The organism is Luteimonas galliterrae (assembly GCF_023374055.1).
GTDB classification, from domain to species: Bacteria; Pseudomonadota; Gammaproteobacteria; order Xanthomonadales; family Xanthomonadaceae; genus Luteimonas_C; species Luteimonas_C galliterrae.
The window spans coordinates 781,273-802,814 of sequence record NZ_JAMBEP010000001.1; the positions used below are offsets into that span (position 1 = coordinate 781,273).

Annotated in this window: 22 protein-coding genes; 9 read left to right on the plus strand and 13 right to left on the minus strand. The window is 65.7% G+C overall.

The features are described from left to right. Positions 1–384 precede the first annotated feature (384 nt). The 3 genes from M2650_RS03535 to M2650_RS03545 all read right to left on the minus strand — a co-directional run bounded on the left by M2650_RS03535 (position 385) and on the right by M2650_RS03545 (position 3,326). Positions 385–1,134 carry a copper homeostasis protein CutC gene (locus M2650_RS03535; RefSeq protein ID WP_249471250.1) on the minus strand — a complete coding sequence of 250 codons (750 nt, stop codon included), beginning with the start codon at positions 1,132–1,134 and terminating at the stop codon, positions 385–387. After that, complete coding sequence (locus M2650_RS03540; RefSeq protein ID WP_249471253.1) at positions 1,131–2,135, minus strand: glycosylasparaginase; 1,005 nt, start codon at positions 2,133–2,135, stop codon at positions 1,131–1,133. The genes M2650_RS03535 and M2650_RS03540 overlap by 4 nt, the downstream gene beginning before the upstream one ends. Positions 2,136–2,297: 162 nt before the next feature. Further along, a complete protein-coding gene (locus M2650_RS03545; RefSeq protein WP_249471256.1) occupies positions 2,298–3,326 on the minus strand; it encodes a glucokinase in 1,029 nt (342 codons plus the stop codon). 235 nt (positions 3,327–3,561) lie between these two features. On the opposite strand from M2650_RS03545, the gene M2650_RS03550 reads away from it, so the two are divergent. Both M2650_RS03550 and M2650_RS03555 read left to right on the plus strand, forming a co-directional pair. Continuing rightward, a complete protein-coding gene (locus M2650_RS03550; protein ID WP_249471259.1) occupies positions 3,562–5,442 on the plus strand; it encodes an iron-containing redox enzyme family protein in 1,881 nt (626 codons plus the stop codon). Then, positions 5,439–6,320 carry a DUF6999 family protein gene (locus tag M2650_RS03555; protein ID WP_249471262.1) on the plus strand — a complete coding sequence of 294 codons (882 nt, stop codon included), beginning with the start codon at positions 5,439–5,441 and terminating at the stop codon, positions 6,318–6,320. Before M2650_RS03550 ends, M2650_RS03555 begins: the two co-directional genes overlap by 4 nt. A 159-nt stretch (positions 6,321–6,479) precedes the next feature. Here the strand turns inward: M2650_RS03555 and M2650_RS03560 are convergent, their stop codons facing one another. The 10 genes from M2650_RS03560 to M2650_RS03605 form a co-directional block, all read right to left on the minus strand. Next, positions 6,480–7,217: a YiaD family glycine zipper/OmpA-like lipoprotein gene (locus tag M2650_RS03560; protein ID WP_249471265.1), complete on the minus strand. Its 738-nt coding sequence runs from the start codon at positions 7,215–7,217 to the stop codon at positions 6,480–6,482. A 109-nt stretch (positions 7,218–7,326) separates the two neighbouring features. Continuing rightward, positions 7,327–8,799 carry a WS/DGAT/MGAT family O-acyltransferase gene (locus tag M2650_RS03565; RefSeq protein ID WP_249471268.1) on the minus strand — a complete coding sequence of 491 codons (1,473 nt, stop codon included), beginning with the start codon at positions 8,797–8,799 and terminating at the stop codon, positions 7,327–7,329. 146 nt (positions 8,800–8,945) lie between these two features. Next, positions 8,946–10,373 (minus strand): cryptochrome/photolyase family protein, encoded by a 1,428-nt coding sequence (locus tag M2650_RS03570; protein ID WP_249471272.1) that lies wholly within the window; start codon positions 10,371–10,373, stop codon positions 8,946–8,948. A 52-nt stretch (positions 10,374–10,425) separates the two neighbouring features. Continuing rightward, on the minus strand, positions 10,426–11,544 hold the full coding sequence (gene alr / locus M2650_RS03575) for an alanine racemase (protein WP_249471274.1): 1,119 nt from the start codon (positions 11,542–11,544) through the stop codon (positions 10,426–10,428). A 156-nt stretch (positions 11,545–11,700) separates the two neighbouring features. Further along, positions 11,701–11,913, minus strand: a complete 213-nt coding sequence (locus M2650_RS03580) for a KTSC domain-containing protein (RefSeq protein WP_249471276.1) — start codon at positions 11,911–11,913, stop codon at positions 11,701–11,703. Between the two features lie 3 nt (positions 11,914–11,916). Next, complete coding sequence (locus M2650_RS03585) at positions 11,917–13,326, minus strand: replicative DNA helicase (protein WP_249471277.1); 1,410 nt, start codon at positions 13,324–13,326, stop codon at positions 11,917–11,919. Positions 13,327–13,644: 318 nt separating this feature from the next. After that, positions 13,645–14,100, minus strand: coding sequence for a 50S ribosomal protein L9 (gene rplI / locus M2650_RS03590; RefSeq protein ID WP_249471279.1), 456 nt, complete (start codon positions 14,098–14,100; stop codon positions 13,645–13,647). A gap of 175 nt (positions 14,101–14,275) precedes the next feature. Next, complete coding sequence (rpsR, locus tag M2650_RS03595; RefSeq protein WP_249471282.1) at positions 14,276–14,506, minus strand: 30S ribosomal protein S18; 231 nt, start codon at positions 14,504–14,506, stop codon at positions 14,276–14,278. Between the two features lie 12 nt (positions 14,507–14,518). Continuing rightward, positions 14,519–14,950: a 30S ribosomal protein S6 gene (gene rpsF / locus M2650_RS03600; RefSeq protein ID WP_249471285.1), complete on the minus strand. Its 432-nt coding sequence runs from the start codon at positions 14,948–14,950 to the stop codon at positions 14,519–14,521. A gap of 382 nt (positions 14,951–15,332) precedes the next feature. Beyond that, positions 15,333–15,671 carry a HesB/IscA family protein gene (locus M2650_RS03605; RefSeq protein ID WP_249471288.1) on the minus strand — a complete coding sequence of 113 codons (339 nt, stop codon included), beginning with the start codon at positions 15,669–15,671 and terminating at the stop codon, positions 15,333–15,335. A 65-nt stretch (positions 15,672–15,736) separates the two neighbouring features. On the opposite strand from M2650_RS03605, the gene asnS reads away from it, so the two are divergent. From asnS to can, 7 genes are all read left to right on the plus strand, one after another. Further along, the gene (asnS, locus tag M2650_RS03610) at positions 15,737–17,137 is read left to right on the plus strand and encodes an asparagine--tRNA ligase (protein ID WP_249471291.1); all 1,401 of its coding nucleotides are present in this window, start codon (positions 15,737–15,739) and stop codon (positions 17,135–17,137) included. Positions 17,138–17,264: 127 nt separating this feature from the next. Beyond that, entirely contained in the window at positions 17,265–17,573 is a 309-nt protein-coding gene (locus M2650_RS03615) for a hypothetical protein (protein WP_249471296.1), read from the plus strand. After that, positions 17,570–17,875, plus strand: coding sequence for a hypothetical protein (locus tag M2650_RS03620; RefSeq protein ID WP_249471299.1), 306 nt, complete (start codon positions 17,570–17,572; stop codon positions 17,873–17,875). Before M2650_RS03615 ends, M2650_RS03620 begins: the two co-directional genes overlap by 4 nt. 8 nt (positions 17,876–17,883) lie before the next feature. After that, positions 17,884–18,504 (plus strand): FMN-binding negative transcriptional regulator, encoded by a 621-nt coding sequence (locus tag M2650_RS03625; protein ID WP_249474184.1) that lies wholly within the window; start codon positions 17,884–17,886, stop codon positions 18,502–18,504. A gap of 13 nt (positions 18,505–18,517) precedes the next feature. After that, entirely contained in the window at positions 18,518–19,303 is a 786-nt protein-coding gene (locus tag M2650_RS03630) for an SDR family oxidoreductase (RefSeq protein WP_249471302.1), read from the plus strand. Between the two features lie 148 nt (positions 19,304–19,451). After that, the gene (locus tag M2650_RS03635; protein ID WP_249471305.1) at positions 19,452–20,879 is read left to right on the plus strand and encodes an aldehyde dehydrogenase; all 1,428 of its coding nucleotides are present in this window, start codon (positions 19,452–19,454) and stop codon (positions 20,877–20,879) included. Beyond that, positions 20,876–21,529 carry a carbonate dehydratase gene (can, locus tag M2650_RS03640; protein WP_249471306.1) on the plus strand — a complete coding sequence of 218 codons (654 nt, stop codon included), beginning with the start codon at positions 20,876–20,878 and terminating at the stop codon, positions 21,527–21,529. The genes M2650_RS03635 and can overlap by 4 nt, the downstream gene beginning before the upstream one ends. Positions 21,530–21,542 lie beyond the last annotated feature (13 nt).

A 21,542-nucleotide genomic window follows, 5' to 3' on the forward strand; every position in this document is an offset into this window, starting at 1 on the left:
AGTCCCCTTGGTCGGATATTCGGCTTAAATATCGGATTTATTTGATTTAGATCGATCTAAATTCACGATAAATAAAACCGGCATGAGCCGGTGATCCAGCGCCCCTGTGAACTGGATCGATCTAAATGAAAGCACGATGACAGCGGAAAGGCATGACGCGGCGCAGCAAGTGCTGTGCACGCTCCTAGCGTCCTGCGGGATTCACATTGCTTCGTTTTTAAGCCGTCATTCCCGCGAAGGCGGGAATCCAGTGACTTGAAGGCCTCACCAGATCGCCACGAGGCCATCGGAAATATCGCGTGCCCTCACCCAACCCTCTCCCGCCAACGGGAGAGGGCTAAAGCCAAGTCACTGGATTCCCGCCTTTGCGGGAATGACGGCTTCTTAAGAGCGGGGCACGCGCTTCAGCGCGACCATCAACGCCCGCACCCTCTCGACATCGGTTTGCATGCGATCCGGCTCCAATCCCTGCAAGCCGGACTGCCGAAACCGCATCGCGGAGCGATGCAAAGCGCGCGCAGAAGCGTGGAACTCGTGCGCACCGCTGCGTTCGGCGATCAGGCCGATATTGTCCGCCGTGATCCCGGCGCCAGCCATGATGCGCAGTCCCTGCCCTGCCCCTTTCGCGAGTGCGGCAATGTTGCTGGCGCCCGATAGGGCATCGGCAGCAGCGCCGGACGTCAGAACGCGTTCGCAACCCAGCGCGATGACCGCCTGCAACGCCTCGGTCTGATCGCGAGCGGCGTCGAAGGCGCGGTGGAAGGTAACGCCGATCGGGCCGGCGGCGGCGATCAGGTCGCGGCAACGCGGCATGTCGATCGCGCCGTCGGCGTCGAGCGCCCCGATCACCACGCCATCGCAGCCCAAACGAACGCAGTGCTCGATATCCCGGCGCATCGTTTCGAACTCGGCGTCGTCGTAAAGGAAATCGCCGCCGCGCGGGCGGATCAGCACATACACCGGTATGCGCAGGCGCTCGCGGACGACGGCGAGCGTACCGTGCGAGGGCGTGGTGCCGCCCTCGCCCAGGTTCTCGCACAATTCGATGCGGTCGGCGCCGCCGGCTTGCGCGGCCAATGCCGAAGCCACGGAATTGGCCGCGATTTCCAGCAGCGGCCGGTCCGCCGCGCTCATTTCTGTTCGGTCGCGTAGACCGAATCCGCATCTAGCAACGCATCCTGCTTGCCTGCATCGCAAACCGCGTAAACGAAGCCCTTGTGCAGGGCGAACGCGCCGACCTCGCCGTGCTTGTTCAACGCGAGGAAGCACACCTGCAGCGTTTTGCTCGCTTCAGGCCGTTTGCGCACCACGCGGTCGATCGCTTCGCGGCAGGCCTCGGCCGGCGTGCGGCCCTGCCGCATCAGTTCGACGACCAGGAAACTCGCGGCGTTGCGGATCATCTCCTCGCCGACGCCGGACGCGGTCGCCGCGCCGACTTCGTTGTCCACGTACAGGCCCGCGCCGACGATCGGGCTGTCGCCGACGCGGCCATGCAGCTTCCACGCCATGCCGCTGGTGGTGCAGGCGCCTGAGAGTTTGCCGCCGGCATCGAGCGCGAGCATGCCCAGGGTGTCGTGGTTCTCTTTGTTGCCGGGAATTCTGGCGCGCTCGGCGTTGATCTGCGGCCGGTATTGCGCGGTCTTCAACCATTCGCGCCAGGCTTTTTCAGCCTGCGGCGTCAGCAGCTTTTCCTTGGCGAAACCCTGCTGCACGGCGAACTGTTGCGCGCCCTCGCCCACCAGCATCACGTGCGGCGTTTTCTCCATCACCCGCCGTGCGACCGACACCGGGTGCGCGATGTCCTGCAAGGCCGCGACCGCGCCGCAACGGCCGTCGCCATCCATGATGCTCGCATCGAGCGTCAGCGCGCCGTCGCGATCGGGATTGCCGCAGCGGCCGACGGTCGGATTGCACAGTTCGCTTTCGGCCCAGCGCGCGCCGGCTTCGACCGCATCCAGCGCCGAACCGCCGCGCGCCAGGACCCGCCATGCGGCCTGGTTGGCCGGCACGCCGAAATCCCAGGTCGATACGACTTTCGCACCGTTGCTTGCGGCGGCGGCGCGCACCGCCCGCGGCAATGCCAGCGCGCCGGCGGCGATCAGGGAGGTTTGCAGGAAGTCGCGGCGAGTGGTCACTGTGGAAGCCTTGGTTCGTTGTGTCGTGGGAACGTCCCTACACGCCTTGTCATCCCGAACGCAGTGAGGATCTCAGGCCCGACGGACGTGGCGAAGTGCGTGAAGCAGATCCCTCACTGCGTTCCGGATGACAGAGCAAAAGCTGCTGGAAGAAGCTCGCAATCACTCCGCGGCACGCCGATCCATGTACCAGGCGGCCGCACCAATCAGCCCGAAGCGGCCATGCTCGATCAACCACACCGGCACGCTCGCCAGCACGCTGCGCAGCACGCCCTTGTTGAGGAAGCGCTCGACGAAACCGCTCTGCTGCAGGAACGGGCGGATATGCGCCGGTATGCCGCCGGCCAGGTACACGGCTTGCGCACCGAACGTCAGCACCAGGTCACCGACCAGGCTGCCGAGCATGGCGCAAAAGATCTGCAGGGCTTCCAACGCTTGCGCATCGTCGCCGCGTTCCGCAGCCGCGGCGATCTCGGCGGGATCCGTCCATCGCGGCGCGACGCCTTCCATGTCGCACAGGCAGCGATAGGCGTTGAGCAGCCCCGGACCCGACAGCACGCGTTCGTTGTCGACGTGCGGCCATTGCCGCAACAGCCGGCGCAGCAATTCCAGCTCGCGTTCGTTGCCTGGCGCCAATGCCGCATGGCCGGCTTCGGTGGCCATGACCGTCGAATGCGCGTCGCGCGATGCCGGCGGCATCCACAAGGCGGCGCCGAGTCCGGTGCCCGGACCGATCACCAGCGTCGGCCCGGGCGGCGCAGCCAGCGCGGGGCCGGTCAACAGCGTGGCCGCGGCCGGATCGATGTAAGGCGTAGCGCGGGCCATCGCTTCGAAATCGTTGATCAGCGCCAGTTCGCTCAGCGACAGCGCGCGCCGCATCTGCGACAGCGAGACCTGCCACGGCAGGTTGGTGTTGACCAGCTCGTCGCCGTGCAGCACCCCGGCGATCGCGATGGCGGCATGCTCGACGCCGCCGGCGTCGAAAGCATCGATGAAATCCCGCACGATCGCCGACAGGCCTTCGTGCTCGGCGCAGACGTACTGCCGGTAATGCAGCATCGTCGCCGCGCCGCCGCCGATGCCGGCCCGCATCAGCGCGATACGGGCGTGGGTGCCGCCGACATCCGCAGCGATGAAAGGCCGCTCGTGCGGCACGGAAGTGGGCATCGCTGCGATTGCGCTCTGGGCCATTACGCTCCCGTGGCGAAGACCGGCGGTGATCTTCGAATCATTGGGCTCCTGCGGCGGATTATTGAATATTCCGCGCGACATTCCTATCGATTCCCGGCGCCCGGCGTCGTGCGCAGGCGCATGACGGCATCAATACGGTAGCGTTTGCGGCGAGCCCGGACCGTTCCGATCGGTTCGGCGCATTACGGGCCGGGCCGGCTTTTCGGTATAAAGCGGACACGGACAAGGAAATCGCATGCGGTTCGACAACGTCTACATCACCTCCACGGGCGCCTATTTCCCGGGCGACCCGGTCGGCAACGACGACATCGACCGTTACATCGCGCCGATCAACGCCCTGTCGCCGCGGATCAAACGCCGCATCCTGGGCGAAAACGGCATCCAGACCCGCCATTACGCCCTGGACGAGCAGGGCCGCAGCACGCACACCTGCGCGGCGCTGGCCGCCAACGCCGTACGCGCCTGCCTGGGCGACGATGCCCAGGCGGCCTTGCGCGAGATCGACCTGCTGGCCGCGGCCAGTTCGTCCGGCGACCTGATCCTGCCCGGCTTCGCCAACATGCTGCAGGCCGAACTGCGCGCGCCGGCGATGACCACGGCCAGCCATCACGGCGTCTGCGCATCGGGCATGGCGGCGCTGCAACATGCGGCGCTTGCGCTGCAGCATGGGCAGCACCGCAATGCAGTCGTGGCGGCGGCGGAATTCCCGTCGCGGTTGTTCAAGCGCTCGCGTTTCGCTCCGGGCGGCTACAACGCCGATTTCGACGCGCACTTCTTGCGCTGGATGCTGTCCGACGGCGCCGGCGCATGGCGCCTGTCCACGCGTCCCGGCGCCGGCATCGCATTGAAACTCGAGCGTCTGCACCTGAAATCCTTCTCCGGCGAATTGCCTTTGTGCATGCAAGCCGGTCAGGCGCCCGACGGCAGCCTGTGGGGCGACCACGAGGATTTCACCGCCGCCGACGCGGCAGGCGCGATGCTGCTGCGCCAGGACATCCGCCTGCTACCGCAACTGTTCGACGTGGCCACGCACGAATACGTGAAGCTGGCGCAGGCCGGCGCCATCGATCCGGCCGCGGTCGACCACTTCCTCTGCCATTATTCTTCTGAGCGCTTCGCGCCGGTGGTCAAGCAGTGCCTGCAGTTGGCGCAACTCGATATTCCCGAAGACAAGTGGTACAGCAACCTGAAGTTCCGCGGCAACCTAGGCTCGGCATCGATCTTCACCATGCTCGACGATTTCCTGCGCGAGCGGCGACCGCAGCCGGGGCAGAACATATTGCTGTTCGTGCCGGAATCCGGACGTTTCACCGTCGCCTTCGCGCTGCTGAAAGTCGTCGATGCGGACGCGCCCGCAACGCAGACCGCGGCGACGACGCGAGCGATCGAACCGCCCTCGCCCTCGCCCGTGCCGCTGCCGGCGCCGCCGCATGCCGCCGACGACAGGCAACTGCCCGAAGTCGCGCGCCTGCTGCGCGAACTGGCCCTGGTCTGGCACGACTACCGCAGCCGGGTCTGGAAAACGCCGCTGGTCGGCAAGATCCTCGACGGCAGCGTCGGCAAGGCCGATTACGTCGGCTGGATGGAGCAATGGGTGCCGCAGGTACGCCAAGGCAGCCTTTGGATGCGTAAAGCGGCCGACCACCTCACGCCGAAATACGCCGTGCTGCGCGACACCGTTCGCCACCACGCCGACGACGAACAGTTCGACTACGACGTGCTGTTCGAGGATTACCGCAACGCCGGCGGCAAGGTCGCCTCGCTCGACGAGCTCAAGCGCAATCCCGGCGGCGAAGCGCTCAACGCCTACCTGCATGCGCGCGCCGCGCAACCCGACGCGCTGGGCCTGCTCGGCGCGATGTACGTCATCGAAGGCACCGGCCAGCGGATCGTGCCGGCGCTGTTGCCTTTGCTGCGGCAGCGGCTGGGCTGGCTGGGCCGCAGTTTCAACTTCCTGGCCTATCACGGAGAGAACGACGTGGCGCATCTGCAACGCTGGCTGGCGGCGGTGGAAACCGCGCTGGCCATCGGCGGGCGCGACATCGCCGACGACATCGTCGATGATGCGCGCCATGTGGCCGCGCTCTACGCCAGGCAGTTGGAGATGATCCGGTGAGCAAGACCGAAGCCTGGCTGCATGCGCCGCACGATCCTCGCGATCCCAATCCCTGGCTCGCGCTCTATCTCGATGCCAGCGGACCCTTGGCGGACGAAGTCAAACGCGCCTGGCTGTCGGATGCCGCTTCCCGTTCGCGGCAATTCGTCCTGCCGGTGGTGCGGCCGCTGGCGCGGCTGGCGATCGTGCTGATCCAGCTGCTGAAGATCGTGATGCCGAACGATCTGACCTCGTCGCGGATCCTGCACCGGCTGATCGTTTGGGGCATGAAGACTTTCGTCCGTCCCGAAGCGAACTGGCTGATCCTGCGCCATTTCCACCTCGGCTCGCAGGTGCTGGCCTTCATCGGCGCCAATGCGCTACCTGGGCAGACGCTGCCGTCTCATCCGCTGAAACCTGCCGATATCGACGCGCTGCGCGACGACGTCTTCCTGCAGCACGACCTGAACCTCTTCAATTTCGTGATCAACCTGAACCGCGCGCTCGGCGGGAAGCCGATCGAACCGCCGGCGCGGCCGGATTTCTCGATGATCGACCAGCCGCCGCTGCGCCTGCAGGACATGCCGGACCGCTGGACCAATTTCATCGACCTGCAGACCGCGATCGAGGTCTACACGCCGGTGTACCAATTGTTCCTGACAGACAACGATTTCTGGCGCGCGACCAATTCGCTGCAGCTGGACGAGGTGATCGGCATTTATGCGGCGACGCTGCTGAAGAAGCCGGAGTATCTGGTCTTCCTCAACAACAAGCATCCGCTGGTGCCGTTGACCACGTTGCGGGCCGGGTTCCGGCTGGTGCTGCATGGATTGTCGACCGAGATGCTGCATGCGTTGTTGAGCCGCGCGAAAGCCGAGCAAGCCGCCAGCTCTTCGTAAGAGCGGCTTCAGCCGCGAGCTTCTTGTGCCGAACGATCGCGATTGGTAAAGCTCGCGGCTGAAGCCGCTCTTACGAAGAGCAGAGCCCTCGCTTCCGGAATGCCAAAAAAACGGGCCGCAAAAGCGGCCCGTTTTGCTGAGGAAGATTGCCCCTCGGCGTTACGACCGCACCGGCACCAGCGTGATCTCCACGCGCCGGTTCTGCGCGCGTCCCGATTCGGTATCGTTGCTCGCGATCGGCCGCGACTCGCCCGCGCCTACGATGATGAAGCGGTCGCGCATCACGCCGCGGCTCATCAGGTAATTGCCGACCGCATTGGCGCGGCGCTCGGACAGCGCCTGGTTGTAGCTGTCCGTGCCGACGCTGTCGGTGTGGCCGGCCACTTCGATGATGGTCTGGTTGTATTCCTGCAACGTGTTGGCGACGTTGTCGAGCACCGGATAGAAACCGGGATCGAGGTTGGAACTGTCGAAGCCGAACGTGATGCCGCTGGGCATGTTGAGGGTGATGTTGTCGCCCTGGCGGACCACGTCCACGCCGCTGCCGGCGGTGCGCTCGCGCAGGATCTTCTCCTGGCGGTCCTGGTAGGCGCCGATGGCGCCGCCGGTAAGGCCGCCGACGCCCACGCCGACCAGGGCGCGCTGGCGCCGCTCGGTGGCGTCGCCGCCGCTGAGCAGGCCCGCAGCCGCGCCGATGGCCGCGCCGATCAGTGCGCCCTTGCTGGTTTTGCTCATGCCGCCCTGCTGCTGCGGCTGGCCTTGCTGACCTTGCGGCGGAGGAGGCGGCTGGTTGCCGTAATAGCCGCCGTTGTAGCCGCCGCCGGTGCTCATGCAGCCCGTCAGCAGCATGCTTCCCGCTACCGCCATCGCTATTGCGGATTGCTTGAACAAGTTCATATGACGCTCCTCGTCGTTGGGAGTGGATTTCGCGCCGACAAGCTAATCACGTCGGCGTCGCCGGCGGGTGACGGGACCCCAAACGTCGGAATCGCCGCATACGCCCCGTTCAGCCGATGTCGGCCATCAGCGCTTCGGCGGAGACCGAATCCATCGAACGGTCCCAATCGCCCATCAGCGACAGGTACAGCAGCTTGTCGAACTCGGCGCCGAAGCGGCGGATCACCGCGTCCGGATCGGGGATCAGCTTGGCGTCGGCGATCAGGCCGAAATGGACGCGGCCGTTGTAGCTGAGGATCGAGATGCCGATGCCGATCGAGCCGGTTTGCGGCACCCAGAACATCATCTCGCGCAAAGTGCAGCCCGCCATGTACAGCGGCTGCTGCGGGCCCGGCACATTGGTCGCCACCGCGCTGGCCTTGCGGCTGAACAACTCCAGAGCGACGCCCTGGACGGCAGCCGGCGCCATGCCTAAAGCCGCCAATAGCCCAAATGCAACAATAGCTTGGCGTGAGTTCTTCAACTGGTTCATGCACTCCGCGACGTGTTCGAGCCGACGGATCGGATTGCCCTCCCCGACCGGCAGATCGAGGAAGACCAGGCCGAAATGGTTGCCGAGCTTGCGTGCGTGTTCGAGCGGTCGCAGGTTCACCGGCACCGTGGCGCGCAAGGTCATGCCGTCGACATCGTCGCCGCGCTCCCGCATGTAATCGCGCAGTGCACCTGCGGCGGCAGCCATCAGCACGTCGTTGACAGTGCAATCGCAGGCGCGGCCGACCGCCTTGACCTCTTCAAGGTCCAGCGGCGGCGCCCAGGCCACGCGCTTGCTGACGCCGAGCTTGCCGCGCAGCATCGACGGCGGGTCGTCCGGCAGCGACAGCGCATGGAGCAGCTCGCGCGCGATCTCGCCGCCTTCCTTGGCCAGCATCGCCGCCAGCGTCGGATCGCGGTACATCTCCATGCCTTTTTCGAGGACCTTGCCGCCGAGCTTGCTGTAGCGCGCGACCGCCCCGACCCGGCGCGCGACTTCGGCGCCGTCCTGCTTCAACCATGCCTTGTCGAGTTCGCTGCGCTTGTCGGGCACGGCCTTGGTGTCGGTCAGCGACAACAGCACCTGCACCAACGCGATGCCGTCGGCGTAGCTGTGGTGGATGCGCGCCACCAGCGCGGAGCCGCCTTCGTATTTTTCGACCAGATGGAATTGCCAGAGTGGCCTGGACTTGTCGAGCGGACTGGAGGCCAGCTGGCTTACGAAACGTTCCAAAGCCTTCTTGTCGGCGCGTCCGGGCAGCGCCGCCAGCTGCACGTGCCAGTCGAGATCGAAATGCTCGTCGTCCTGCCAGGACGCGCCGGCGGCGGCATCGACGGCCTTTTGGCGGAAGCGAGCGTAATCCAGGAAGCGGTGCTCGATGACGCTCTTGAGCTTGGCCAGCGCCATCGGCTCGGCGAACATCAGCACGCCGGTGATCATCATCGGGTTGGTCGGGCGCTCCATGCGCAGCCATGCCGTATCGACGCGCGACATGGCCTCTTTGCGCCGGGCCCGTTTGCGGACCGGTTTGACTGCGCCCTGCTTGGGCATTGCATGCTCCCGCTGGCAATGCGGTCAGTGAATCACGGCCTCGGATGACGGTCAACGCGACTCGGCCTGCTCTTGTAGGAGCGGCTTCAGCCGCGAGCCCTGCCTGCCCATAAGAATGTGTAACGAGAAGCTCGCGGAAGCCGCTCCTACGAAGAGCGGAGCGTCAAAGCGCGATAGGCCGCCAGCGCGGCGTCGCGGCCTTTGGCCAGGTCCACGATCGGCTTGCTTGGATAATGCGGTGCGTAAGTCGCGGCCAGGTGCGGATGCAACCATGGCGCGAATTTCGCCGGCACCGGCAAGGCCGCAAGCTCGGGCACCCACTTTGCGATGTAGGCACCGTCCGGATCGAACTTTTCGGCCTGCACCACCGGATTGAAGACGCGGAAGTAAGGCGAGGCGTCGGCGCCGGTGCCGGCGACCCATTGCCAACCCAGCGTGTTGTCGGCCAGATCGGCGTCGACCAGCGTGTCCCAGAACCAGCGCGCGCCCTCCAGCCAGTGCTGACGCAGGTGCTTGCACAGATAGCTGGCGACGACCATCCGCGCGCGGTTGTGCATCCAGCCCGTCTGCCACAGCTCGCGCATGCCGGCATCGACGATCGGCACGCCCGTCGCGCCCGAACGCCAGGCTTCGGTCTGGCGCGGATTGCGCCGCGCCCAATCGAACTTGTCGAACCGCGGGTTGAGGTTGCGATCGACCGTATCGGGGAAGTGATGCAGCAGATGGTGGGCGAATTCGCGCCAGCCCAGTTGGCGAATGCAGGTGTCGATATCGGCTGCCATGCCCGCAGAGCGCACGTCTTCCAGCACGGCGATCACGCGCCACGGCGCGATCTCGCCGAAATGCAGATGCGGCGACAGGCGCGAAGTGCCGATGCGGTCGGGGCGATCGCGCTGTTCGCGATAGCCGTGCAGCGCGCCGTCGACGAAGGCCTCCAGCGCTTCGCGCGCACCCGCCTCGCCCGGCGACCATTGTCGCCAGAAGTTTTCGTCCCAACGCTGCGACGGGAACAGTTTCAGCACGTCCAGCGCGACGCCGTCGGGCCCTTCTTCCGTTTCTTCGATGCGCTTGGGCGCATCGTGCACCGCTTGCGGCCGCCATGCGGCGAGCGCAGCGCGCCAGAACGGCGCGAACACCTGGTAGGGCCCGCGTTCTCGGGTCTGCAACGTCCAGGGCTCGAACAGCAAGCTGCCGTTGAAGCTCTCGGCGCGGAGGCCTTGCGCGCGCAGCGTCTTCTTGATCGCCGTGTCGCGTTTCTCGATGGCGGGCTCGTAACGGCGATTCCAGAACACGCCCTCGGCATCGCAGGCCATCAGCAAGGTCTGCAGCGTCGGCAAAGTCGGGCCGAAGAACAGGCGCAGCCGCGAACCGCGCTGGCGCAGATCCGCATCCAATGCCGCCAGCGAACGGTGGCGCCAGGCATCGGAGGCCGCACCGGGCGCCCAGCCGCCCTCCTCGTCCGGCGCGTGGATGTAGATGCAGATCGGCACGTAGCCGTCGTCCAGCGCGGCCTGCAGCGCCGGGTTGTCGGCCAGGCGCAAGTCGTTGCGGAACCAGACCAGGGCGTTGGGCATGGCGCAGTATCGCCAAGCCCCGTGCAGGCCGCATCAGCGCCCGCGGCCCGGCTCAGGCCTGGCGGTATTCGCGCGGGATGCGCTCGTTCAGGCCGACCAGCACTTCGTATGGAATCAGGCCCGCGGCCTGTGCGAGCGATTCGGCCGCGATCGCGGCGTCGCCCTGCGCGCCGATCAAGACGACTTCGTCCTCGTTCCAGGCGCTGTCGCTGCCGATGTCGACCATGAACTGGTCCATGCAGATCCTGCCGACCACGGGATAGACGTGGCCCCGGATCAGTACCTGTCCGCGCGAAGAGAGGCCGCGCGGGTAGCCGTCGCCGTAGCCGATCGGCACGGTCACTACGCGGGTGTCGTGAGCCGGCGCCCAGGTGGCGCCGTAGCTGACCGGATTGCCGGCTTTGACCACCTTGAAGTACACGACTTGCGAGACCAGCGATAGCGCCGGCTTCACCGCCACGGCGGGCCGCGAGGCGGGATCGGGCAGCACGCCGTACAGCACGATGCCCGGGCGCACCATGTCCAGATGGGTCTGCGGAAAATGCAGCACGCCGCCGGAATTGGCCAGGTGGCGCAGTGGCATCGGCGCGCCGATCCGGTTGAAATGCTCGCAGGCTTCGAGGAAGCGCTCGAGCTGCAAGGCCGTCATCGGCGAAACCGGATCGTCGGCGCAGGCCAGGTGCGAATACACGCCCTTGACCACGCACCATTGCGACGCCGCGGCAGCTTCGATGAAAGGCCCGGCGGAATAGCTGTGCACGCCGATGCGTTCCATGCCGGTATCGACCTTCAGATGTATCACGGCCTTGCGCCCCAAGGCCTCGGCGGCCGCTTCGACCTGACGGAGCTTGTCGACCGAAGACACTGTGATCTCGAGATCGTGCGCGATGAACTGCGCCGCCTGCGGCCCGAAGATGCCGCCCATGACCAGGATCGGCGCCGTGATGCCGCCTCTGCGCAGGGCGATGCCCTCCTCCAGGAACGCGACCCCCAACGCGTCCACGCCCTGCGTTTGCAGATGCGCCGCCACGGGCACCAGCCCATGCCCGTAGGCGTTGGCTTTGACGATGCCCATCACCGGCACGCCGACATGCGCACGGATGCTGCGCAGGTTGAAGGCCAGGCGGTCGAGGTCGACCACGATGCGGGTGGGCCGGGAGGGATCGCTCATCGCGCCGACTCGAAGCGGCCGACCGAGCAACGGACCGAAGTTGCGGCGCGGGACATGGAAGCGACGTGGGCGGAGGCAGGTCTGGCCATGCCGCCATTGTAATGTCCCGTGCCGCGCCGCTTCAGCTCTTCGTAAGAGCGAGGCTGTGCGGCGGACTTACCGCTGTTCGTACTGGAAGCCCGCATCGCGGATGTGGTCGCTGAAGAATTCCCCGTGCGAAGCCGCGGTCATCAGCCCGGCATACACCGTCTCCGGCACATCGAAATAACGGTAGACCTTGCCGCTGTTGAACTCGATCTCCAGGATGCGCCGGTCCGGGTCGTAGCCCACGCTACGCAGCGCATCCGATTCGACCTGCTCCCGGCGCATGGCCTATTCGAAGCTGCCCACCGAATCGTGGGCCAGGTTGTCGAAGCGGGTGTATTCGCCGAAGAACTTCAGCTTGATCGCTCCGGTCGGGCCGTTACGCTGCTTGCCGATGATGATTTCGGCCAGGCCCTTGTCCGGCGAGTTTTCCTTGTTGTAGTACTCGTCGCGGTAGATGAAGACGATCAGATCCGCGTCCTGCTCGATCGCGCCCGATTCGCGCAAGTCGGCCATCACCGGGCGCTTGTCGGTGCGCGTTTCCAGCGAGCGGTTCAGCTGCGACAGCGCGATCACCGGTACGTTGAGCTCCTTGGCCAGCGCTTTCAAACCGCGCGAAATCTCCGAGATTTCGGTGGCGCGGTTCTCGCTGTTGCCGGGCACGGCCATCAGTTGCAGGTAGTCGATCACGATCAGGCCCAGGTCGTGCTCGCGCTTCAGGCGGCGCGCCTTGCTGCGCAGCACTTCCGGCGACAATGCCGGGGTGTCGTCGATAAACACCTTCACTTCGCGCAGCTGGCGGATGGCGCTGGTGACTCGGCTCCAGTCCTCGTCCTCCAGCTGGCCGGTGCGCAGGCGGGTGGCGTTGACGCGGCCGACCGAGGAGATCAGGCGCAGCGCCAGCTGGCTGGCCGACATTTCCATCGAGAACACGGCCACCGCCTTCTTGGTCTTGAGCGCGGCGTATTCGGCCATGTTCAGCGCCAGCGTGGTCTTGCCCATCGACGGGCGCGCGGCCAGGATCACCAGATCCGTAGGCTGCAAGCCGGCGGTCATGTCGTCGAACTCGGTGTAGCCGGTCGGCAGGCCGGTGATGCTGCCGCCGTTGGCGTAGCGCGTCTGCAGTACGTCGAAGGCTTCGGACAGCGCCTTGTGCACGCTGGTGAAGTCGCTGCGCCCGCGCGCGCCGGCCTCGGCGATGGCGAACACGTCCTGCTCGGCCTTGGCCAGGATCTCGCTGCTGTCGCGGCCTTCGGGCTGGAAGCCGTCGTTGACGATGCCGGTGCCCACATCGATCAGCTTCCGCAACACCGCCTTGTCGCGCACGATCTCGGCGTAGGCGGCGATGTTGGCGGCCGAAGGCGTGGTGCTGGCCAGTTCGACCAGATAGGCGCCGCCGGCGACCTGCTCGATCAGGCCCTGCGATTCGAACCATTCGCCCAGGGTGACCGCGTCGTAGGGCCGATTGCGCTCGGCCAGTTCGCGGATGGCGCGGAAGATCAACTGATGGTCGCGACGGTAGAAGTCGTGGTCGGTGAGCTGGTCGGCGATGCGGTCGAAGGCATCCGGCGCCAGCATCAGGCCGCCGAGCACCGCCTGTTCGGCTTCGACCGACTGCGGCGGCACGCGGAGCTGCTCGATGCGGCTGTCGCCACGGTCGTTGCGGAGGTCGTTGCGGAAACCGGGGCGTGCGGACATCGGGTTTTGGGATTCCAGAGCTCTTGAGTGGCTGACGGAGGTAAAGGGTATCGGGTCGGCCATCGTAGTCGCTCCTTGCCGGAAGCGTTGCAGATAACCATGTGGATAACCGGTGGGAATCGCAAATGCTGCGACGCACCCAACGGTGGCCTTCAATCGCCGTGCTCCGCTCTTCGTAGGAGCGGCTTCAGCCGCGAGCTTTTGTCGTCGCGATCGTCTGGCAAAAAGCTCGCGGCCGAGGCCGCTCCTACGAAAAGCCACGGCCCCAAACGAAACGGGCGCCTTGCGGCGCCCGTCCGTAAAAAGCTTCGAAGCGCGTTAGGCGGCTTCTGCTTCCACGACCACCTTCACCGGGGTTTCGACGTCGGCGTGCAGGTGCACGATGACCTCGAACTCGCCGATGTGGCGGATGGCGCCTTCGCCCATCACCACTTCGGACTTCTCGACGGTCACGCCGGTAGCCTTGGTCAGCGCCTCGGCGATGTCGCGCGGGCCGATCGAGCCGTACAGCTTGCCTTCGGTCGACGCATTGGCATGCAGGGTCACGCTGGCGCCTTCCAGCTTGGCGCGGCGGCCTTCGGCCTCGTCGTGGATGGCCTTGGCCTTGGCTTCGTACTCGGCGCGCTTGGCCTCGAACTGGGCGATGTTGGCTGGCGTGGCCGGCACGGCCTTGCCTTGCGGCACCAGGTAATTGCGGCCGTAGCCCGGCTTGACGTTGACCTTGTCGCCAAGGTTGCCGAGGTTCACGACTTTCTGCAGCAGGATCAGTTGCATTTGATTGACTCCGTATTCGTTAGCGACGCAGAGCGCCGCAACTTAAGTTGCTGTCCGAAGGACGGTGGATTAAGCCCTCCCATTCAAGGAGAGGGTTGGGTGGGGATGGTTTTGCTACGTCGCGGCTCAACCATCCCCATCCCGGCCTTCCCCTTGAAGGGGAAGGAGGATTTCGTTACGCGTTGTGGTTGTCCGTGTACGGGATCAACGCCAGGAAACGCGCGCGCTTGACCGCACTGGCCAACTGGCGCTGGTAGCGCGACTTGGTGCCGGTGATGCGGCTCGGCACGATCTTGCCGGTCTCGGTGAGGTTCTGGCGCAGGGTGTTGAGATCCTTGTAGTCGATCTCGACCACGCCCTCGGCGGTGAACTTGCAGAACTTGCGGCGGCGGAAAAACTTGGACATGTCAGATGCTCCTTAGGCGGCTTCGGCGGTTTCGTCGGTGGCAACGTCGGCGGTACCGATCGCGCCTTCGCTGTCCTCGTCGCGGCGGCGGCGTTCGCCGCGCTCCGGCTTGTCGCCCTTCTCGTCCTTGTTCTTCATGATCAGCGACATCTCGGTCACGGCGTCGTCGCGCTTCATGACCAGGTGGCGCAGGATGGCGTCGTTGAAGCGGAAGCCATCGACCAGCTCGTTCAGGCCTTCCTGGCCGACTTCGATGTTGAGCAGCACGTAATGGGCCTTGACCAGGTCCTGGATCGGATAGGCCAGCATGCGGCGGCCCCAATCCTCGAGACGGTGGACTTTGCCGCCGGCGTTTTCGATCAAGCCCTTGTAGCGCTCGACCATGGCCGGTACTTGCTCGCTCTGGTCCGGATGGACCAGGAATACGATTTCGTAATGACGCATGTTTGATTCCTTATGGATGGGGTCCGGATTCGCATCCGGGCCGGACAGCTCCCCGACCGCCCGGGCTGGGCGCGGTGGAGCAAGGTCTCCCGATGGATCGGGAGCCGGAAATTATGGCAGATTCAGGGACTTGGGCGCAAATAGGGTTGACCTGCGGCCTTGCGCTACGCCCGGAAGAGGTCTATAGAGGCCGTCATCCCCGCGAAGGCGGGACTGCGAAGGCCGAAGGCCGTAGCGAATATCTGCGTCAGCAGATGGCCCGGAGGGCGAGCAAAGCGAGTAATCCAGTGACTTCGGGCTTCCCCAGAAAGCGACGTGGCATCTGATGCTCCGCGCGCCCTCACCCAACCCTCTCCCGCAGGCGGGAGAGGGCTAAAGCGGATCAGGCCGCTTCGGCATCCGTCGTGAAGCTCTCCCCGCACCCGCACTCGGCGGCCACGTTGGGGTTGCGGAACACGAACTGTTCGTTCAGGCCCTGCTTGAGGAAGTCGATCTCGGTGCCGTCGACCAGGGCCTGGCTGTCGGCATCGACGTAGATCCGCACGCCGTCCTGCTCGCTGATCGTGTCGTCTTCGCGCTGGTCGCGGGCCAGATCGACCACATAGCCCCAACCGGAACAACCGGTGCGCTTGACGCCGAAACGCAGGCCGATGGCGGCCGGCGTGTCCGCAAGATAGCCCTTGACGCGTTCGAGTGCGGCGGGAGCGAGGGTAATGGCCATGACCGGCATTCTACTCTTGTTAAACTGCCCGACCTATATCGCTACTAAAACGCAGGATTCAAGGTATGACGACGATCAGCGTCGAACAGGCGCTCGCTGGGCACGTCGCCGAAGGCGGCGAAGTCACGGTCCGCGGCTGGGTGCGCACCCGGCGCGACTCCAAGGCGGGCCTGTCGTTCGTGAACGTCAGCGACGGCTCTTGCTTCGCCGCGATCCAGGTCGTGGCGCCGGACAGCTTGGCCAACTACGAATCTGAGGTGAAGCGGCTGACCGCCGGCTGTGCGGTGATCGCCACCGGCAAATTGGCCGCATCGCAGGGCCAGGGCCAGAGCTTCGAAATCCAGGCCGAGGAGGTCGAAGTCGTCGGCTGGGTCGAGGATCCGGAAACCTATCCGATCCAGCCCAAGGCCCATTCGCTGGAATTCCTGCGCGAAGTGGCGCACCTGCGCCCGCGCACCAACTTGTTCGGCGCGGTCACCCGCATCCGCCATTGCCTGGCGATGGCGGTGCACCGTTTCTTCCACGAGCATGGCTTCTACTGGATCAGCACGCCGATCGTCACCACGTCCGACGCGGAAGGCGCGGGCCAGATGTTCCGCGTCTCGACCCTGGACCTGGCCAACCTGCCGATAGGCAAGGACGGCGCGATCGACTTCAGCCGCGACTTCTTCGGCAAGGAAACCTTCCTCACCGTGTCCGGCCAGCTCAACGTCGAGGCCTACTGCCTGGCGCTGAGCAAGGTCTACACCTTCGGCCCGACCTTCCGCGCCGAGAACAGCAACACCACGCGCCACCTGGCCGAGTTCTGGATGATCGAACCGGAGATCGCCTTCGCCGACCTCAACGACGACGCCAAGCTGGCCGAGGATTTCCTCAAGTACCTGTTCCGCGCCGTGCTCACCGAGCGCGCCGACGATCTGGCCTTCCTCGCCGAGCGCGTCGACAAGACTGCGGTAAGCAAACTGGAAGCCTTCATCAACTCGCCGTTCGAACGCATCGACTACACCGAGGCGGTGGCGCTGCTGCAGAAGTCCGGGCAGAAGTTCGATTTCCCGGTCGAATGGGGCCTGGACCTGCAGACCGAGCACGAGCGCTGGCTGACCGAGCAGCACGTCGGCCGGCCGGTGGTGGTGATGAACTACCCCGAACAGATCAAGGCGTTCTACATGCGCCTGAACGACGACGGCCGCACCGTCGCCGCGATGGACGTGCTGGCGCCGGGCATCGGCGAGATCATCGGCGGCAGCCAACGCGAAGAGCGCCTGGACATGCTCGACGCGCGCATGGCGCAGTTCGGCCTGGATGCGGAGCATTACGGCTGGTACCGCGATTTCCGCCGCTACGGCACGGTGCCGCACGCCGGTTTCGGCCTGGGCTTCGAGCGGCTGGTGGTGTACGTGTGCGGGCTGAGCAATATCCGCGATGCGATTCCCTACCCGCGTGCGCCCGGGAACGCCGAGTTCTAACCACATCATCGTCATCCCAGCGAAAGCTGGGACCCATTTTGATCTTGATTTTCGAACAAGAACGGCAACGTCAAAATGGGTTCCTGCTTTCGCAGGAATGACGGGAATTTGAAGGCAACGCCTAAACGTGATCCTCTTCCTCGCCCTACTCTTCGTCGCCATCGCCATCGCCGGCGCCTGCGCTTTCGTCATCTTCTGGCCGCTGGCGCTGGTGCACGTGCGCGACCGCCACCCGGCGATCGCGGAGCAACTCGGTCCAGGCGCCTTCCTCAAACCGTCCGCGTTGTGGTGGCTGCTGGCCGGCGGCTATCGGCAAACGCGCGATCCGCAGTTCAGCGGCCTGGCCACGCCGGCGCGGCTGTCGCTGATGACCATCCTGTTCGGCCTGGTGTGCGCCGGCCTGTTGTGGCTGTGGTCGCTGGCGGGCGCGGCATGAGCGGCGGCCGCTACGAATGGTGGCTGGCCTCGCTCGGACGCACGATCGTGTGGGCGCGGCTGCACGTGCACGAATCCGGCGTCGCGGACGTCTTCGACAGCGACGGCAACACCCTGGTCTACGACAGCGAGGACACCGCCCGCGCGATGCTGATGGACGCGGAATTCGTGGCTTTCGACGGCCTCGACGAAGACGATGCATTGGCGCGCGGCTTCAGCCTGGCCGAGATCGCGCCGCCGCAGGGCCTGACCGAGGACAGCCTGCGCCCGCGCATGGTCCAGCAACTCGGCAGCCGCGCATGAACGCGCAGATGTACCTGCCGCGCGCGTTCGCCGAAACCGATCTGGCACGATTGGATGCGCTGGTCGCGTCCGACGCTTTCGTCACCCTGATCACCACGGATGCGCAGGGCGAAACGCACGCCAGCCACCTGCCTGTGCTGTACCGGCGCGACGGCGGCGCGGTGCTGATCGAAGGCCATTGGGCCAAACCCAATCCGCAGGCGCGCCACGAAGGCGACGCACTGATGATCCTGCATGGCCCGCACGCTTACGTGTCGCCGGGCTGGTATCCGGACAAGGAAGAAGCCGCGCGCGTGCCGACCTGGAACTACGCCGTCGCCCATCTGCGCGGCGCGCTGCAGCGCTACGACGACGAAGCCGGGCTGGCCGATTTGGTGTCGCGCCTGAGCAAGCGCTTCGAAGCGCAGGTCGGCAGCGACTGGGAGTTCGAGCCCGGGCGCGAGGATCACCGCAGCCAATTGCGCGGCATCGTCGGCTTCCGTTTCGTACCGCAGCGCATCGAGATGAAGTTCAAGCTCAGCCAGAACCATCCGGAAGCCAATCGGCGCGCCGTGATCGCCGCGCTGTCCGGCCAGGCCGACGTCGGCGCGAACGCCATCGCAAGCATGATGAAGGCGCGCGAAGCGTGACCTGGAGAAAGTCATGGACCTGAACCTCAGCGGCCGACACGCACTCGTATGCGGCGCTTCCGAAGGCATCGGCCGCGCTGCCGCGCACGAACTCGCCCTGCTCGGCGCCGACGTGACCGTGCTCGCGCGGCGCGCCGAAGCATTGCAGCAGGTCGCCGATGCCCTGCCCCGCAGCGGGACCCAATGGCACGGCTGGATCGCCGCCGACGTCTCCAATGGCGAAGCGTTACGGGCCCGAATGCAAGCCCTCGTCGCCGAAAGGCCGGTCCACATCCTCGTCAACAACACCGGCGGCCCGCCCAGCGGTCCTGCGCATAGCGCGGATGCGGAAGCCTTCCTGGATGCGTTCAACAAGCATCTGATCGCCAACCAGATCCTGTTGCAGGCCGTACTGCCGGGTATGCAGGCGGCGAACTGGGGCCGCGTCGTCAACGTGGTCTCAACTTCGGTGAAGGAGCCCATCGCGGGATTGGGCGTATCCAACACCGTGCGCGGCGCGGTGGCGGGTTGGGCCAAGACGCTGTCGCGCGAACTGGCGCCGCACGGCATCACCGTCAACAATGTGTTGCCGGGCTATACCGAGACATCGCGCGTCGAGCAGATCGTGCAAGACCGTGCCAAGGCCCAAAACAAATCCGAGGAGGCGGTGATCGCGGCCATGCGCGCCACGGTACCCGTCGGCCGTTTCGCCAAGCCCGAAGAAACCGGCGGCGTGATCGCCTTCCTGTGCTCGCCGGCGGCGGCCTATATCAACGGCGTGAGCCTGGCGGTCGATGGCGGCCGCATGAACTCCATCTAGCCTAGCTTTATATGGTTTTCGTGGGAGCGGCTTCAGCCGCGAGCTTTTCGAAAACCCGGCGCTAATGAGGAAAGAGCTCGCGGCTGAAGCCGCTCCCACAAAATCCCTGCAAAAGCCGCTCCACAAAGCTATCGGTTAAGCTAAAGGCATGCAGCAGCTCCCTCACTGGATCGACGGCAAGGCGCACGCCCCGGCCAACGGGCGCTGGCTGGACGTCTTCGATCCCGCCAACGGCAAGCCTTTCGCCCAGGTCGCCGACGGCGACGCGAGCGATGTCGATGCGGCCGTCGCCGCGGCCGAAGCCGCCTTCCCGGCATGGTCCGGCCTGCCCAACAGCGAGCGCTCGCGCTGGCTGGAAAAACTGGCCGATGCGCTGGAAGCGCGGCTCGACGATTTCGCCCACGCCGAATCCCGCGACGGCGGCAAGCCCCTGAAGCTGGCGCGCGAAGTCGAGATCCCGCGCGCGATATCCAACCTGCGCTTCTTCGCGCATGCCGCGACCCAGTTCGCCAGCGAATCGCACCACGGCCAAGCCGGACTCAATTACACGCTGCGGCAGCCGCTGGGCGTGGTCGGCACGATTTCGCCGTGGAACCTGCCGCTGTACCTATTCACCTGGAAGATCGCGCCTGCCCTGGCCGCCGGCAACGCCGTCGTCGCCAAGCCCTCGGAGATCACGCCGCAGACCGCGACGATGCTCGGCGAGTTGATGGCCGCGATCGGTTTTCCGAAAGGCGCGCTCAATATCGTCAACGGGCTCGGGCCGAACGTCGGCGAAGCCATCGTCGCGCACCGCAAGATCAAGGCGATTTCGTTCACCGGCAGCACGCCCGTCGGCAAGCGCATCGCCGGCATCGCCGCGCCGATGCTCAAGAAGATCTCGCTGGAACTCGGCGGCAAGAACGCCACGCTGGTGTTCGCCGACAGCGACTGGCGCGACCATCTCGACACGATCGTGCGTTCGGCTTTCCAGAACAGCGGCCAGATCTGCCTGTGCGGCTCGCGCATCCTGGTCGAACGCGGGATCTACAACGAGTTCCGCGACGCGCTGGTGCAGCGCGCGCTGGCCTTGCGCGTCGGCGATCCGATCGACAGCGACGCGCAGCTCGGACCGCTGGTGTCGCAGGCGCATTTCGACAAGGTCGTAGCGGCGATCGCGCGCGCGCGCGATGAAGGCGGCCGGGTGCTGTGCGGCGGCAAAGCCCTGGAGCGTCCGGGCTGGTTCGTCGAGCCCACCGTCATCGAAGGTCTCGGTCCGGATTGCGCCACCAACCGCGACGAGATCTTCGGCCCGGTCGTGACGTTGCAGCGTTTCGATAACGACGAGCAGGCGTTGTCCCTGGCCAATACCGGCGATTACGGCCTGGCCACCTCGATCTGGACCCGCGACCTCAACCGTGCGCACCGCATCGCGGCGGAGATCCATGCCGGCATCGTCTGGATCAACGCCTGGCTGATGCGCGACCTGCGCACGCCGTTCGGCGGCATGGGCCAGTCCGGCTTGGGCCGCGAAGGCGGCGCCGAGGCGATGCGTTTCTTCACCGAACCCAAGAACATAGGCATCGCATTGTCATGACCGCGCTCGACGAACTGCTGCGCAACAACCGCGAATGGGCCGAGCGCGTGGTCCGCGAGGATCCCGGCTTCTTCGACCGGCTCTCGAAGCAGCAGACGCCCAAGTACTTGTGGATCGGCTGCTCGGATTCGCGCGTGCCGGCCAACCAGATCCTGGGCCTGGATCCGGGCGAAGTGTTCGTGCACCGCAACGTGGCTAATCTGGTGGTGCACACCGACCTCAACTGCCTGAGCGCGATCCAGTTCGCGGTCGACCTGCTCAAGGTCGAGCACATCCTGATCGTGGGCCATTACGGCTGCAGCGGCGTCCACGCCACGCTCACCGGCACCCGCGTCGGCCTGGCCGACAACTGGCTGCGCCATGTCGGCGATGTGATGCAGAAGCACGAAGGCCTGCTGGAAGAAGCCGGCCCGGAACGCTCTCGCCACGAGCGCCTGTGCGAGCTCAACGTGATCGAACAGGTGCTCAACGTCTGCCAGACCACGATCGTGCAGGACGCCTGGGCCCGCGGCCAGCAGGTGGCGGTGCACGGCTGGGTCTACAGCCTGGAGAACGGACGCGTACGGCAGTTGTCGATCGACGTCGCCGCCGCCGACGAAGTGACCGCCGCGTACCGTACCGCCATCGATTCCATTTCGTTGATGGATTGAACGCAGGAGCCGC

What these genes read in the sequence shown, in the direction of transcription:
- M2650_RS03535 (WP_249471250.1), bottom strand. Translation starts at nt 1,134, where the DNA reads ATGAGCGCGGCGGACCGGCCGCTGCTGGAAATCGCGGCCAATTCCGTG.
- M2650_RS03545 (WP_249471256.1), bottom strand. Translation starts at nt 3,326, where the DNA reads ATGGCCCAGAGCGCAATCGCAGCGATGCCCACTTCCGTGCCGCACGAG.
- M2650_RS03550 (WP_249471259.1), top strand. Translation starts at nt 3,562, where the DNA reads ATGCGGTTCGACAACGTCTACATCACCTCCACGGGCGCCTATTTCCCG.
- M2650_RS03560 (WP_249471265.1), bottom strand. Translation starts at nt 7,217, where the DNA reads ATGAACTTGTTCAAGCAATCCGCAATAGCGATGGCGGTAGCGGGAAGC.
- M2650_RS03565 (WP_249471268.1), bottom strand. Translation starts at nt 8,799, where the DNA reads ATGCCCAAGCAGGGCGCAGTCAAACCGGTCCGCAAACGGGCCCGGCGC.
- M2650_RS03570 (WP_249471272.1), bottom strand. Translation starts at nt 10,373, where the DNA reads ATGCCCAACGCCCTGGTCTGGTTCCGCAACGACTTGCGCCTGGCCGAC.
- alr (WP_249471274.1), bottom strand. Translation starts at nt 11,544, where the DNA reads ATGAGCGATCCCTCCCGGCCCACCCGCATCGTGGTCGACCTCGACCGC.
- M2650_RS03580 (WP_249471276.1), bottom strand. Translation starts at nt 11,913, where the DNA reads ATGCGCCGGGAGCAGGTCGAATCGGATGCGCTGCGTAGCGTGGGCTAC.
- M2650_RS03585 (WP_249471277.1), bottom strand. Translation starts at nt 13,326, where the DNA reads ATGTCCGCACGCCCCGGTTTCCGCAACGACCTCCGCAACGACCGTGGC.
- rplI (WP_249471279.1), bottom strand. Translation starts at nt 14,100, where the DNA reads ATGCAACTGATCCTGCTGCAGAAAGTCGTGAACCTCGGCAACCTTGGC.
- rpsR (WP_249471282.1), bottom strand. Translation starts at nt 14,506, where the DNA reads ATGTCCAAGTTTTTCCGCCGCCGCAAGTTCTGCAAGTTCACCGCCGAG.
- rpsF (WP_249471285.1), bottom strand. Translation starts at nt 14,950, where the DNA reads ATGCGTCATTACGAAATCGTATTCCTGGTCCATCCGGACCAGAGCGAG.
- M2650_RS03605 (WP_249471288.1), bottom strand. Translation starts at nt 15,671, where the DNA reads ATGGCCATTACCCTCGCTCCCGCCGCACTCGAACGCGTCAAGGGCTAT.
- asnS (WP_249471291.1), top strand. Translation starts at nt 15,737, where the DNA reads ATGACGACGATCAGCGTCGAACAGGCGCTCGCTGGGCACGTCGCCGAA.
- M2650_RS03620 (WP_249471299.1), top strand. Translation starts at nt 17,570, where the DNA reads ATGAGCGGCGGCCGCTACGAATGGTGGCTGGCCTCGCTCGGACGCACG.
- M2650_RS03625 (WP_249474184.1), top strand. Translation starts at nt 17,884, where the DNA reads ATGTACCTGCCGCGCGCGTTCGCCGAAACCGATCTGGCACGATTGGAT.
- M2650_RS03630 (WP_249471302.1), top strand. Translation starts at nt 18,518, where the DNA reads ATGGACCTGAACCTCAGCGGCCGACACGCACTCGTATGCGGCGCTTCC.
- M2650_RS03635 (WP_249471305.1), top strand. Translation starts at nt 19,452, where the DNA reads ATGCAGCAGCTCCCTCACTGGATCGACGGCAAGGCGCACGCCCCGGCC.
- can (WP_249471306.1), top strand. Translation starts at nt 20,876, where the DNA reads ATGACCGCGCTCGACGAACTGCTGCGCAACAACCGCGAATGGGCCGAG.